The sequence below is a fragment of the Janibacter sp. DB-40 genome (genome assembly GCF_029510815.1).
Classification (GTDB): domain Bacteria; phylum Actinomycetota; class Actinomycetes; order Actinomycetales; family Dermatophilaceae; genus Janibacter.
Genome location: NZ_CP120360.1, coordinates 2,831,360 through 2,844,853 on the forward strand (window position 1 = coordinate 2,831,360; position 13,494 = coordinate 2,844,853).

13 protein-coding genes are annotated in these 13,494 nt (G+C 72.5%); 12 read left to right on the forward strand and 1 reads right to left on the reverse strand.

Annotated elements, in window-relative coordinates; genetic code table 11:
• Window positions 1–66: 66 nt before the first annotated feature.
• The 5 genes from PVE36_RS13570 to PVE36_RS13590 all read left to right on the forward strand — a co-directional run bounded on the left by PVE36_RS13570 (window position 67) and on the right by PVE36_RS13590 (window position 5,895).
• The gene (locus PVE36_RS13570; RefSeq protein WP_277453074.1) at window positions 67–1,512 is read left to right on the forward strand and encodes a cytochrome ubiquinol oxidase subunit I; all 1,446 of its coding nucleotides are present in this window, start codon (window positions 67–69) and stop codon (window positions 1,510–1,512) included.
• 15 nt (window positions 1,513–1,527) lie between these two features.
• Window positions 1,528–2,622 carry a cytochrome d ubiquinol oxidase subunit II gene (gene cydB / locus PVE36_RS13575; protein ID WP_277453076.1) on the forward strand — a complete coding sequence of 365 codons (1,095 nt, stop codon included), beginning with the start codon at window positions 1,528–1,530 and terminating at the stop codon, window positions 2,620–2,622.
• Window positions 2,619–4,256, forward strand: a complete 1,638-nt coding sequence (gene cydD / locus PVE36_RS13580; protein WP_277453077.1) for a thiol reductant ABC exporter subunit CydD — start codon at window positions 2,619–2,621, stop codon at window positions 4,254–4,256. The genes cydB and cydD overlap by 4 nt, the downstream gene beginning before the upstream one ends.
• Window positions 4,253–5,233: a hypothetical protein gene (locus tag PVE36_RS13585; RefSeq protein WP_277453078.1), complete on the forward strand. Its 981-nt coding sequence runs from the start codon at window positions 4,253–4,255 to the stop codon at window positions 5,231–5,233. The genes cydD and PVE36_RS13585 overlap by 4 nt, the downstream gene beginning before the upstream one ends.
• An 83-nt stretch (window positions 5,234–5,316) precedes the next feature.
• Window positions 5,317–5,895 carry an ATP-binding cassette domain-containing protein gene (locus PVE36_RS13590; protein ID WP_277455851.1) on the forward strand — a complete coding sequence of 193 codons (579 nt, stop codon included), beginning with the start codon at window positions 5,317–5,319 and terminating at the stop codon, window positions 5,893–5,895.
• Window positions 5,896–5,961: 66 nt separating this feature from the next.
• On the opposite strand, the gene PVE36_RS13595 is transcribed toward PVE36_RS13590, so the two are convergent.
• A complete protein-coding gene (locus PVE36_RS13595; protein WP_277453079.1) occupies window positions 5,962–6,525 on the reverse strand; it encodes a L,D-transpeptidase family protein in 564 nt (187 codons plus the stop codon).
• 43 nt (window positions 6,526–6,568) lie between these two features.
• Between PVE36_RS13595 and PVE36_RS13600 the strand changes: the two genes are divergently transcribed.
• The 7 genes from PVE36_RS13600 to PVE36_RS13630 all read left to right on the forward strand — a co-directional run bounded on the left by PVE36_RS13600 (window position 6,569) and on the right by PVE36_RS13630 (window position 13,419).
• On the forward strand, window positions 6,569–7,024 hold the full coding sequence (locus PVE36_RS13600) for a hypothetical protein (RefSeq protein WP_277453080.1): 456 nt from the start codon (window positions 6,569–6,571) through the stop codon (window positions 7,022–7,024).
• Window positions 7,025–7,334: 310 nt separating this feature from the next.
• Window positions 7,335–7,610, forward strand: coding sequence for a hypothetical protein (locus PVE36_RS13605; protein ID WP_277453081.1), 276 nt, complete (start codon window positions 7,335–7,337; stop codon window positions 7,608–7,610).
• 237 nt (window positions 7,611–7,847) lie between these two features.
• Window positions 7,848–8,387, forward strand: a complete 540-nt coding sequence (locus PVE36_RS13610) for an NAD(P)H-dependent oxidoreductase (protein WP_277453082.1) — start codon at window positions 7,848–7,850, stop codon at window positions 8,385–8,387.
• A 217-nt stretch (window positions 8,388–8,604) separates the two neighbouring features.
• Window positions 8,605–9,219, forward strand: a complete 615-nt coding sequence (locus PVE36_RS13615) for a TetR/AcrR family transcriptional regulator (protein WP_277453083.1) — start codon at window positions 8,605–8,607, stop codon at window positions 9,217–9,219.
• 120 nt (window positions 9,220–9,339) lie between these two features.
• Window positions 9,340–11,637, forward strand: coding sequence for an MMPL family transporter (locus PVE36_RS13620; protein ID WP_277453084.1), 2,298 nt, complete (start codon window positions 9,340–9,342; stop codon window positions 11,635–11,637).
• A gap of 122 nt (window positions 11,638–11,759) precedes the next feature.
• Window positions 11,760–12,797, forward strand: coding sequence for a 2-dehydropantoate 2-reductase (locus PVE36_RS13625; protein ID WP_277453085.1), 1,038 nt, complete (start codon window positions 11,760–11,762; stop codon window positions 12,795–12,797).
• Window positions 12,798–12,915: 118 nt separating this feature from the next.
• Window positions 12,916–13,419, forward strand: coding sequence for a low molecular weight protein-tyrosine-phosphatase (locus PVE36_RS13630; protein WP_277453087.1), 504 nt, complete (start codon window positions 12,916–12,918; stop codon window positions 13,417–13,419).
• The last annotated feature ends 75 nt before the right edge of the window (window positions 13,420–13,494 follow it).

Sequence of the window (13,494 nt, forward strand, 5' to 3'; positions counted from 1 at the left end):
GTGGCCCCCGACCACCCACGTAGTATCTCTTACGCCTTGTCGTACTAAGAGCCGTAGGAGATGCCGATGGACGTGCTCGAGCTTGCTCGGTGGCAGTTCGCGATCACCACCGTCTACCACTTCTTCTTCGTGCCGGTCACCATCGGACTGTCCGCGATCGTCGCCTGGTACCACTCACGGTGGATCCGCACCCGCAACGAGGAGCACCTGCGGATGGCGAAGTTCCTCGGCAAACTCTTCACGATCAACTTCGCCCTGGGACTGGTCACCGGCATCGTCCAGGAGTTCCAGTTCGGCATGAACTGGTCGACCTACAGCCGGTTCGTCGGCGACATCTTCGGCGCCCCGCTCGCCCTGGAGGCGCTGCTCGCCTTCTTCCTCGAGTCGACCTTCCTCGGCCTGTGGATCTTCGGCTGGGGCCGCATCCCCGAGCGACTGCACGCGGCGACGATGTGGATCGTGCACATCGGCACGGTCCTGTCGGCCTACTTCATCCTCGCGGCGAACTCCTTCATGCAGAACCCCGTCGGCTACCGCATCAACCCCGAGACCGGCCGCGCCGAGATGGCCGACTTCCTCGCGATGCTGACCAGCCCCGTGCAGCTCGCCGCCTTCCCCCACGTGATCACCGCCTGCTACATGGTCGGCGGCGCCTTCGTCATGGCCGTCGGGGTGCACAAGCTCCGTACCGTGGGAGCAGATGCGAAGGGCGGCGCACTCGCCGATCGCAGGATGTACCGCCACGCGGCCCGGCTCGGCGCGGTCGTCACCCTCGTCGCCGGTCTCGGCGTCGTCATCAGCGGTGACGTGCAGGGCAAGGTCATGACCGAGGTGCAGCCGATGAAGATGGCGGCCGCCGAGGCCCTGTACGAGACCCCTCCGGAGGGTGAGTGCGCCCCCTTCTCCGTGCTGACCGTCGCCGGCCTCGGCGGTGAGGACCCGACCCACGTCATCGAGATCCCCTGCCTGCTGTCCTACCTCGGCACCGGCAGCTGGGACGGCCAGGTGCAGGGCATGGTCGAGCTGGAGAACGAGTACCGCGCCTCCTTCGGCGACGGCGAGCTGACCCGGGCCGACACCTACATCCCCCCGATCGCGATGACCTACTGGAACTTCCGCCTGATGATGGGCGCCGGCTTCTTCGCCATGGCCGTCGGCGCGTGGGTGCTGTGGGCCACCCGCAAGGACCGGGTCCCGATGCAGCGCTGGGTGGGGCCGCTCATGGTCCTCGCGCCGATTGCGACCATCCTCGGCCACAGCTTCGGCTGGATCTTCACCGAGATCGGGCGCCAGCCGTGGGTCGTCTTCGGGGAGATGGCCACCCACACCGCGGTCTCCCCGTCCGTCGGGTCCACCGACGTGTGGATCTCGATGGGGGTCTTCACCCTGCTCTACGGGGCACTGGCCGTCGTCGAGGTCCGCCTCCTGCTCGAGTACATCCGCCGCGGCGCCGAGCCCTTCGAGGAACCCCGCCTCGTCACGGACGACGAGCCGCTCGCCTTCACCTACTGATCCAGGAGTCTCGTCATGGACCTCGTCCTCATCTGGTTCGTCCTCATCGCCGTCCTGTGGACCGGCTACCTCGTGCTCGAGGGTTTCGACTTCGGTGTCGGCATGCTCCTGCCCCTCCTCGGACGTGACCGGGGCCCCGGGTCCGCACCCGCGGTCCCCGGCCAGCGGTCCACGAGCACCGAGGACCGCCGCCGCACCCTGCTGACCACGATCGGCCCCCACTGGGACGGCAACGAGGTCTGGCTGCTCACCGCGGGCGGGGCGACCTTCGCCGCCTTCCCGCACTGGTACGCGACGATGTTCTCGGGGATGTACCTGCCGCTGCTGCTCCTGCTCGTGACGCTCATCCTGCGCAACATGGGGCTGGAGTACCGGCACAAGCGCACCGATGCCACGTGGGTGCGCCGGTGGGACGTGGCAATCGTCGGTGGGTCGGTCATCGCCCCCTTCGTCGTCGGCGTGGCCCTGACCAACCTCGTCGTCGGCATGCCGATGAGCGAGCACTTCTCCGGTGAGACGGCGTACACCGAGTTCTCCGGGTCGGTCCTCGACCTCTTCACCCCGGTCACGCTGCTCGGGGGCCTCGCCCTGACCGCGCTCTGCCTGACCCACGGCGCCCACTTCGTCGCGCTGAAGACGCGCGGCCCGCTGCGGCAGGAGTCGCGCACCCTCGCCAGGGTCGCGGGGGCCGTGGCGGCCGCGCTCTCGCTCGTGCTGCTCCTCGCCCTCGGCGCCGACCGCGGCACCGTGGCCTCGTGGGTCGCCGCGGGCGTCGCCGTCGTCGCGCTCGTCGTGTCGATCGCGGCCAACACGAAGGGGGCCGAGCGCCTCGCCTTCGCCGGCACCTCCACGACGATCGCGATGGTCGTCGTCGGCTACTTCCTCATGCTCTCGCCCAATGCCATCAACGGTCGCGACGGCGGCCCGGCCCTCACGCTCGAGGCGGCGGCGAGCTCGTCGTTGACGCTGACGATCATGACCTGGGCGGCGGTGGTCTTCACGCCGATCATGCTCGGGTACACCGTCTGGAGCTACTGGATCTTCCGCCGGCGGTTGTCGGTCGACCACATGTCCCGCACGGACACCCGCACGGAGGAGATGGTGGGGTGAGGCCCTTCGACCCCCGGGTCCTCCGCGTGGCGCCGGCGACCCGCGCACCGATCGCAGCGCTGGGTGCCATCGGCGTGGCCCAGGGCGTGGCGACGATCGCCACGGCGTTCGCCCTCGCGCACCTGGTCGTGGCGGTCGTCCGTGGCGAGCCGCTCGCGGGGCCGGCCGGGTGGACCGGGGCGCTCTTCGCTATCCGGGCGCTGCTCGGGGCGTTGTCGGAGCGGATCGCCGCCGCCGCAGGAGCACTCGTCGCCACACAGCTGCGCGCCCAGCTGCTGGACGCGTGGTCTTGTCGCACGGTCGACGAGCGTCCACCGCGTGATCGGGCGCTGACCCTGGCGACGCAGGGCACGAGCGCCGTCGAGCCCTACATCGCGAAGTACCTGCCGGCACTCGTCGCGGCTGCCGTCGTGCCGGTGCTCGCCATCGGCTGCCTGCTGCTCGTCGACTGGCCGAGCGCGGTGGTGGTCGTCCTCACCGTGCCGCTGCTGCCGCTCTTCGCCGCGCTCATCGGGACGACGACGCAGGAGGACACCGACCGCAGGTGGCACGCGCTGAGCGACCTGTCCGGGCACTTCCTCGACGTGATGCGCGGCCTGCCCACCCTCGTCAGCTACGGCCGGGCGACGCGTCAGGTCACGACGATCAGCGCCGTCAGCCAGCGCCACCGGCGGGCGACGATGCGCACGCTGCGGCTGGCCTTCCTCTCCGCCGCCGCGCTGGAGCTGCTCGCGACGATCTCGGTCGCGATCGTCGCCGTCGTCGTCGGACTGCGCCTGACGACCGGCTCGATGGAGCTGCTCGTCGCGCTGACCGCGATCCTCCTCGCGCCGGAGGCGTACTGGCCGATCCGGCGGGTGGGCACCGAGTTCCACTCCGCCGCCGACGGGTCGGCGGCGCTGTCGACGATCCTCGCCGAGCTCGGGACGGGCGAAGGGAGGTCGCACCTCCCTAAGGAGATGCGGGATGGTGAGGCGCGGCCCGGTGCGCACGAGGCCAGCGGGGTGCGGTTGGCCGGGGTCGGCTACGCCCACCCCGGCGCGGAGCGTCGGGTCCTCGCCGACGTCGACCTCGCCGCCACCGGACCCGGACTGACCGTGGTCACCGGCCCGTCCGGGTGCGGCAAGACCACCCTGCTCGAGGTCATCGCCGGCACGCGCGCCCCGGACCGCGGCACCGTCGTCGTGTCACGGGTTCACCTGGTGACCCAGCGACCCTTCCTCGGCGCGGGGTCGATCCGCGCGAACCTCAGCATCGGTGGCCCGCAGCCCGACCAGGCCCTCTGGCAGGCCCTGCGCACGGTCGGTCTGGACGGCGCCGTCGCCGCCCTGCCGGAGGGGCTCGACACCACCATCGGCGACGACGGCTTCGGCCTGTCGGCAGGGCAACGCTCCCGGCTCGTCCTCGCCCGTGCGCTGCTGTCGACCGCGCCCGTCGTGCTGCTCGACGAACCCACCGCCCACGTCGACCCCGACTCCACCGCCGTGATCGGCGAGGTGATCACCGAGCTGGCCCGTACCCGCACGGTCATCGCCGTCAGCCACCAGCCCGAGCTGGTCGCCCGCGCGGACCAGCGCATCGACCTCGGTGCGGTGGCGAGCCACGCGCCCGGCGAGGCGGTGGTGTCCCGGTGACTCGCCCCCTTCGCCTCACGCCCGGGCTGCTCGTCGCCGGCCTCCTCGGCGGGGTCGCGACCGCCTCCGGCATCGCGTTGACGACCACCTCCGGGTGGCTCATCGTGCGCGCTGACCAGGGCCCGCAGATCATGCTGCTGCTCACGGCGATCGTCGCGGTGCGCACCTTCGGCCTGGCGCGGCCGGTCTTCCGGTACTGGGAGCGGCTACGCAGCCACGACGCCGCCCTCGCCGATCTCGCCGAGGCACGCACCCGCACCTACGCCGACCTCGTCCCGCTCACCCCTGCCCGGCTCGGCTCCCGCGGCCGCGCCGACGTCCTCACCGGCGTGGTCGACGACCTGACCGACGTCATCGAGGCGTCCGTGCGGGTGACGGTCCCGGCGCTGTCCGCCCTGCTCGCGGGGGTCGGGGCGGCGGCGCTCACCGCGCTCGTCGACGCCCGGGTCGGGCTCACGCTCGCGGCGATGCTCCTGGCCGCAGCCGGCGTGGCCGTCCTCGCCGACCGCCTCGAGTCACGCGCCCAGGAGCACGTCCTCGCAGCCCGCGCCGAGGTCGCCCGGGTCGCCCAGCTGACCACCGACCACGCCGACGAGCTGCGCTCCATCGGGGGCACCGACACCGCCACCGGGTGGTTGCGCACCGCGCACGAGGCGTTGCGCGACAGTGTTGCCCGCCAGGCCCGCGGCCGCTCGCTCAGCGCCGCCGCCGTGCTCGTGATCACCGGGGCGGCGACCCTGGCGAGCGCGGCCCTCGCCGCCGCCTCCACCGCGAGCGACCCGGTCCGCGCCCTCCTCGTCCTCGCCCCGGTGGCCGTCGGCGAGACGCTCGGTGTGCTCACCGACGCCACCCGTGCGCTCGCCCGGGCCCGCGCCTGCGCCGACCGCCTCGACGACCTGCGCAACCGGCTCCCGGCCGTGGTCGACCCGGCCGGGGCGAGCCCCTTCGCGCCGAAGGGGTCCCGCGCCTCCGCCTGAGCGGGCTCACCGCGGGATGGCACCCCGGGCGCACCGGCGTCGGGCCGCTCGACCTCACCGTCGACCCCGGTGAGCGGATCGCGATCACCGGGCCGAACGGCAGCGGCAAGTCCACCCTCCTAGCGGTCCTCGCCCGCCACCTCGACCCGACGGCGGGCACCTACACGGTCGACGGCACCGACGTCGCGGAAGCGCCGCTGGAGGAGGTGCGGGCACTCTTCGCCCTCGTCGACGACGAGCCGCACGTGCTCGCCGGCAGCCTGCGCGCCAACCTGGCCCTCGCCGCCCCCGAGGCCGACGACGCGCAGCTGGTCATCGCCCTTCGTCGGGCGGGTCTGGGCGGCTGGCTCGACGACCTCCCCGACGGCCTCGACACCCGGCTGGGCACCGGCGGCCACGGCGTCTCCGGGGGCGAGCGGACGAGGTTGTCGATCGCCCGCGCCATCGCCAGCGGCCGGCCGGTCATCCTGCTCGACGAGCCGGTCGCCCACCTCGACCACCCGACCGCCATCGCGGTCATCACCGACCTGCTCGAGCACGCGGGCGGCCGGTCGGTGGTCATGGTGACCCACCACGGCGTCGGCCTGGAGCGGATGGACCGCATCGTGACCACGTCGAGCGAAGGGAGCGCCAGCCGAGCCGCCGCATCCGCCCCCGGGTGACCTCGGGCAGGGCTGCGGCCGGGCGGCGGTGAGCGGGGGTGGGCGGTGAGGGGGGCGCGCGGTGGGTCAGTGCACGACGACAGTGGTCCCGATGGGCATGAGGTCCCGCGACCAGATCAGGTCCATGGCCGAATTGCTCACCCGTGCGCACCCGTGCGAGGCCGGGTAGCCGGGGACCGACCCGAGGCCGTGGACGGCGATGCCGCGGTTGAAGTAGCGCGGCCGGTAGAGCGTGCCCAGCGGGGCCTCGTCCCACCCGTCGACGAAGCGGAAGACGGAGAACGTCCCGGGCGGCGTGGTCGCGATGGCGGGGTTGCCCTGCGAGGAGATGTACCGCTCCCCCGATCCGGTGCTCGTGTGCAGGACGTACTCCAGGGCGCCGCCGCGGACGACGAGCAGAACCTGACGGTCGAGGTCCACCTCGACGCGGTTGGCGGGTCCACCGTGGACGGGCGGCCGCACGCCACGCTCGAGCGCGGACATCGTGCGCGGTCCGGCGATGCCGTCACGGCCCAGGCCGGCCGACCCCTGCAACGCCATGACGGCCTGGACGGTCAGGTCGCCGTAGCTCGAGTCGGGGGTACCCAACCAGTACCCGAGGGCGGACAGCTGCTGCTGCAGCTCGAGCACCGCGGGGCCGGAGTCGCCGGGCCGCAGGATGGTCTCCTCGGGCGTGGGCTCGGGCGTCGGCTCCGGCGTGGGAGTCGGCTCCGGGCTCGGCGGCGGGGTCGACGGCTCCCGGGTGGGCGTCGGTTCGGCGGTGGGCGTCGGGGCGGTCGGCTCCGACGTCGTGGGCTCCGACGTCGTGGGCGTCGGCTCCGGGCTCGTGGTCTCGGGCGCGGTCGTCGTGGTGCTCGTCGACGGCTGCGTGGACGATGAGCTCGTGGCGCTCGTGGCAGTCGTGGACGGTGAACTCGTGGACGACGAGCTCGTGGACGAGGACGAGCTGCTCGTCACCCGCTCGGTCGGGGACGTGCTGGTCGAGCTCGTCCCATCGGGGGTGCGAGCCTCCGGCGCCCCCTGCGCGCCACACCCCGCGAGCAGCGCCGCCGTTGCGAGCGCTGCTGCCACCCTGCTGGTCCGGATCGTCATGTGTCCTCGTACCTCTCGTCCGCGTGCAGTCTCCTGACCCCGGACGCGCCCTCCCCCGCACTTGTTGCGTGTCGCCGCAGACTGTGACCGTTGTGTGACCCCCGCACATGGTCCGGCGGTGACCCGGGGGCAGGGGCATGGTTCGCAATCCCCACCTCGCGCACTATCCTCGCTACGCCGGTGTGTTACCGGGCTCACGCTCGGCGGCCCCGGCGCGAAGGACGATCCGCCCGGCGGACCCCTGCCGTGATCGTCGACCACGACCTCGCCACACACGGGCTTGCCCCGGAGGAGGACCACGCTGTGCTTGACCTGCAGATGCCGCACCCGTCCCTGGACGTGGGCCTGTGACGAGCGACCTGCCCGCTGCCGGCGACTCCGGCTGGAGCGACCCCGACACGCTCGGTGCGATCCCTCCGGTCCGCACCGTCACCTACTGCGGCCACTGCGGCGAGTCGGCATCGAAGAAGAGCCACGTGCTCTGCCGCCAGCGCCTCGAGCAGGGTCCGCCGCAGTACTGCCCGAGCTGCCGGCGCCGCCTGACGGTGAACGAGACCGCCGAGGGCTGGGTCGCGGAGTGCAAGAAGCACGGGGAGACGTCCGGGACGATCACCCGGGCCTGAGACTGACCAGTCCTGCGGACTTGTGCCCTACCTCGTGTGGTGGGACGCGTCCCGTGACATGAGGTAGGGCACAAGCCTGCCCGCACGCGGGGGCGAAGGGGGGATGCCCCCTTCGCCCCCGCTCGGCTGCGCGGAGGGAACAGCCCGCACCACCCCGGCGTCCGGTCAGATGGTTGAACTTGCTACTATTTTGGTTGAACCTTCATCTTCACTGACCACCCCACAAGGGAGCCCCACATGAACGTCATCGTCCTCGTCGGCAGCCTCCGCGCCGACTCCACGAACCGTCAGCTCGCCGAGAACGCGATCGCCCAGCTGCCCGAGGGCAGCACCGCCCGGGTCTTCGACCGCGTCGCCGACCTGCCGCACTACTCCGAGGACCTCGACGCCGAGGGTCGCGTCCCGGCCGTCGCCGAGGAGCTGCGCCGCGCCATCGCGGACGCCGACGCACTGATCGCCGTCACGCCGGAGTACAACGGCACCCTGTCGAGCGTCATGAAGAACGCCATCGACTGGGCCTCGCGCCCCTACGGCGAGGCCTGCGTCTCCGGCACGCGGACGATCGTGCTGGCCGCCTCCGCCGCCCCGTATGCAGCGCAGTGGGCCCGCACCGACGCCGTGCGCGCCCTCCAGGTCGCCGGCGCCGATGTCGTCGAGGACACCTTCGGCGTGGGGACCTCCCACGAGGCCTTCGTCGACGGCACGCTGGTCGACGCCGAGGCCCTCGCCGAGCTGCGGGCCCTCGTGGGCCGTCTCGCCGCCACCCCCGTCGCCTGACACCACATCGCCCCACCGAAGGGCCGTCGTCCACCGCGGACGGCGGCCCTTCGGCGCGCACCCGCCCCCTTCGCAACTGCTTAGGCTCCTGCACAGAAGCAGGCCCCACCCGCGCAACTGCTTAGGCTCCTGCAGAGAAACGGCCCCCTTCTGCGCAACTGCTTAGGCTCCTGCGAAGGATTTTGCACGATTGTCGCGATAGTGCAGAATGCACTCTGTGGCAATTAGTGCAACGACCAGCAGCAGGCGGCAGGCGATCATCGCCGCCGCCCAGCGCCTGGCGGTCAAGCGCGGCTACTCCGGCTTCACCGTCGAGGACCTCGCCGCCGCGGTGGGGTGCTCGCGCCGCACCCTCTTCAACCACGTCTCCTCCAAGGAGGAGGCCGTCCTCGGCGTGCTGCCCCGGATCACCGACGAGCAGGTCGCGACCCTGCGCTCGGGCGGCCCGACGGGTGACCTCGTGGAGGACCTCGTCATCACCGCCATCGACAGCCTCGGCGGCGACGACGCAACCGCCGCGGACTGGCAGCAGCTGCATGACGTCATCCGCCGCAACCCCGAGCTGCTCGTGCGCGTACAGGACCACGTGGACGAGCTCGGCCTGTCCCTGGTCACGCACCTCGCCGCCCGTGACGGGGTCGGCGAGGAGCAGGCCAAGATCGTCTTCACCGTCGTCGGCGGTCTCATCGGACGTGCCGTCCAGGACCTCATCGAGGCCTCACCCAGCGACCTCGGCACCGGGGGCCTGACCGCCCGCATCCACCACAACCTCGACCTCGCCCGCGAGGTCCTCGCCCCCCGTACCGGCAGCACATCGTGCGCAACTGCTTAGGCTCCTGCGCCCTCTCCGCGCACCCGGCCCCGAGCTCCACGTAGCGCGGCTGACCCCCTTCGTCCTCCTCCGGCCCCGACGACGAGGCCACCACCCACGACGCCCCGAAAGGCACCCACCATGGCCCACGCCCTCTACCGGCTCGGGCGGCTCGCGCACCGGCGCTGGCCCGCCTTCCTCGTCGGCTGGCTCCTCGTCCTCGTCGCCATCGGCGGCGTCGCCACGACGATCGCCAAGCCGATGTCCGATTCCTTCACGATCCCGGGGATCCCCTCCGAGCAGGCCATGGAGCTGCAGCAGGAGCTCTTCCCCGGCGCCGACGACCCGCTCGAGACCCCCGCGGGCACCGTCGTCGTGGCTGCACCCGAGGACGAGCGCCTCTCCGACCCGGCCAACCGCAAGGCCGTGGAGGACCTGCTCACCGCGCTGCGCGAGGTGCCGCAGGCGGGCGACCCGGAGCAGTTCGTCAATCCCGTCACCGCGGACCGGGGCGTGACCCAGCAGTACCTCGCGTCGGCGCAGGAGAACGGCACGCCCAAGGAGGTCGCCGAGGCCAACGCCGCGGTCGTCTCCCCGCTGTCCGAGGACGGGCGTGCCGGCCTGATCCAGTGGACCTTCGACGCGGACTCCGTCACCGACGTCGAGCCGGCCACCAAGGACGCCGTCCACGCGGCCGTCGAGGACGCCCGCGACGCCGGGCTCGAGGCCGCCGCCACCGGCTCCGGCATGCAGGGCATGCCGGAGATGGGCGTCACGAGCGAGCTCATCGGCATCGGCGTCGCGCTGCTGGTGCTCGTGCTGACCTTCGGCTCGCTCGTCGCCGCCGGCCTGCCGATCCTCACCGCACTCGTCGGTGTCGGCACCGGCGCGCTCGGCGTCCTCGGCGCGACCGCCTTCTTCGACCTGTCGACGACCACCCCGATCCTGGCCACGATGCTCGGCCTCGCCGTCGGCATCGACTACGCGCTCTTCATCCTCTCCCGCTACCGCACCGAGCTGCGGGAGACGGGCGACCGCGAGCACGCGATGGGCCTGGCCGTCGGCCGGGCCGGCTCGGCCGTCGTCTTCGCCGGCCTGACGGTGATCATCGCGCTCGCCGCGCTCGCCGTCGTCAACATCCCCTTCCTCACCGCCATGGGCCTGGCCGCCGCGGGTACCGTCCTCGTCGCCGTGCTCGTCGCCCTCACCCTGCTGCCGGCGATCCTCGGGGCGCTCGGCCGGCGCGCGTTCGCCGGGCAGATCCGCAAGGACCGGATCGTCGAGGAGGGCGCCACCACCGACAACGGCGGCACCCGCTGGGCCCGCGCCATCGGCGCCCGCCCGGTCCTGGCCGTGCTCGTCACGGTCCTCGCCCTCGGCGCCCTGGCCGTCCCGGCCAAGGACCTCAGCCTCGCGTTGCCGACCGACTCGACCGCCGCGGAGGGCACCTCCCAGCGCCAGGCGGGCGACCTCATCGCCGAGCACTTCGGCGAGGGCCAGGAGGCCCGCATGGCCGTCGTCGTCGACGCCCGTGAGGTCGAGGACCCGCGCGCGGCCGGTGCCGCCTTCGGCGAGGTCGCGGCCGAGCTCGGTGCGCTCGACGGCGTGGCCAACGCCCAGGTCGTCGGTGTCAACGAGTCCGGGCAGGGTGGCCAGGTGCTCGTCACCCCCACCACCTCGGCGAGCGACCCCGCCACCGAGGAGCTGCTGCACGAGGTGCGCGACCGGGTCCCGCAGCTCGAGGAGGCGACCGGCACGACGATCGGCGTCACCGGCCTCAACGCGATCCAGGTGGACGTCTCGGAGAAGCTCCAGGACGCGCTCGTCCCCTACCTCGCGGTCGTCGTCGGGCTGGCCTTCGTGCTGCTGATGCTCGTCTTCCGCTCGGTCCTCGTGCCGCTCACCGCGACGCTCGGCTTCGTCCTGTCGACGATGGCGACGCTCGGGGCGACCGTGCTCGTCTTCCAGGAGGGCCTCTTCGGCCTCGTCGACGGGGCCCCGCTGATCAGCTTCCTGCCGATCCTGATGATCGGGATCGTCTTCGGCCTGGCGATGGACTACCAGGTCTTCCTCGTCACGCGGATGCGGGAGGCGTACGTCCACGGGGAGAGCGCCCACGAGGCGGTCGTCGACGGATTCCGCCACGGGGCCCGGGTCGTCACGGCGGCCGCGGTGATCATGATCTCCGTCTTCGCCGCCTTCGTGCTGCAGCCGGACAACCTCATCAAGTCGATGGGCTTCGCACTGGCGACCGCCGTCCTGCTCGACGCCTTCGTCGTGCGGATGGCGCTCATCCCGGCGCTGATGTACCTGCTCGGTGACCGCGCCTGGGCGATGCCGCGCTGGCTCGACCGCCTGCTGCCCAACGTCGACGTCGAGGGCGAGGCGCTCACCCGGCGCACCGCCGCGGCACCGGCCGAGGAGAGGGTCCCGGTCTAGCCCCTCCCTGTCGCCCCTCGCCGCGGGACCCGCAGGTGAGGGGCGAAGGGGGACCCGGTACCGGCTGCGACATGGATACGATCGGACGGAGGACCACGGAGGTGTCAAGAGGGGGTGAGGCGGTGCGCCGCACGCGTGTCGCGATCATGGGGGCCGGCAGCATCGGCTGCCATCTCGGGGGCTGGCTCGCCTCGTCCAGTGACGTCACTCTCATCGGCCGCGCCCCGATCATCGACGCCATCGAGCAGCAGGGGGTGACGGTCAGCGACCTCAAGGGCCGCAGCCGCACCGTCCCGCCCGAGCGCCTCACCCTGGCGACCGAGGCCAGCGCCGTCGTCGACACCGACTACGTGCTGATGACGACCAAGAGCAGCGGCACCGTCCACGCCACCCGGCAGATCGCGCCGTACCTCGACCACGACTCGGTGGTCGTCTCCTTCCAGAACGGGCTGCGCGCCGCCTCGATGATCGACGAGGCTCTCGGCTCGGCCTTCCCCAGCCGAGCCTCCCGACCGCTCGCGCTGTCGGGGATGGTCCCCTTCAACGTCGTGCGCGTCGGCGAGACCCACTGGGCGCAGACGGTCAGCGGGCGGATGAAGGTCAAGGACCACCCACGCGTCGACCCCTTCATCCGGGCGGCCCACGGCGCCGGGCTGCAGATCGAGGTCGAGCCGGACATGCGCGGCGTCCTCTTCGGCAAGCTCCTGCTCAACCTCAACAACGCCGTCAACGCCCTCACCGGTGAGCCGCTGGCCGTCCAGCTGCGCGACCGCGACTGCCGCACCGTGCTCGCCGCCTGCCAGGAGGAGGCCCTCTTCCTCGCCAAGCGCCTCGGCGTGAGCCCGGCGGGGACGACACCTCTGCCACCGGTCCTCGTGCCCACGCTGCTGCGCGCCCCGGACCCGGTCTTCGCCGGGCTCTCACGCGCCTCCCTCAAGGTCGCGCCGGAGGCCCGCTCGTCGATGGCCGACGACCTGGCCGCGGGTCGCCCCACCGAGATCGACGAGATGCAGGGCGCGGTCGTCGCGCTGGCCGAGACCCACGGCACCACCGCCCCGGTGTGCGCCCGGGTCGTCGACCTCGTCCGCGAGGCGGAGGCGGCCGGCCCCGACCGCCGCCGCTGGACCGGCGCGCAGCTGCGCCGCGCCGTCGGCGTGTAAGCGGCCCCGGACACGGCCGGGTGGATGTATCGGCGAGCGCTGGGCGACGCGCGGATACATCGACCGAGGAGACGACCTCCGATTGGTCCTCCCCGGGCTCGTGGGCGACGATGTCCGTATGACGTATCGGATCACGGTGGTGTGCACGGGCAACATCTGCCGCTCGCCGATGGCCGAATTCGTGCTGCGGGAGCGCTTCGAGGAGGCCGGTCTGTCCGACCGGGTCGCCATCGACTCGGCCGGGACGACCTCGTGGGAGGAGGGCAACCCGGCCGACCCGCGCACGATCGACGCGCTGGAGCGGCACGGGCACACCGGTGACTACTCGGGCCACCGCGCTCGCGTCTTCGACCGGCGCTCCTTCACCGATGTCGACCTCGTCCTGGCCGCCGACCACGAGCACTACTCGGTGCTGCGCCGGCTCGCGGCCGTGCCCGATGCGCAGTCGAAGATCCGGATGATCCGGTCCTTCGACCCCAGCGGGCCCAAGGGGGACGCCCTGGCGATCGACGACCCGTGGTACGGCGACGACGCCTCCTTCGACCGCACCTACGCCGAGGTCGTCGCGGCCGCCGACGGCATCGTCGACTTCGTCCGTGAGCAGCTCGCGTCGCGCGAGTGAGTCCCCGCGCGCACGACGCGCCACGTCCAGCGGGCTCCCAGTCCGGTGTCAGACAGGGCGGGTACCCTCCGTCGC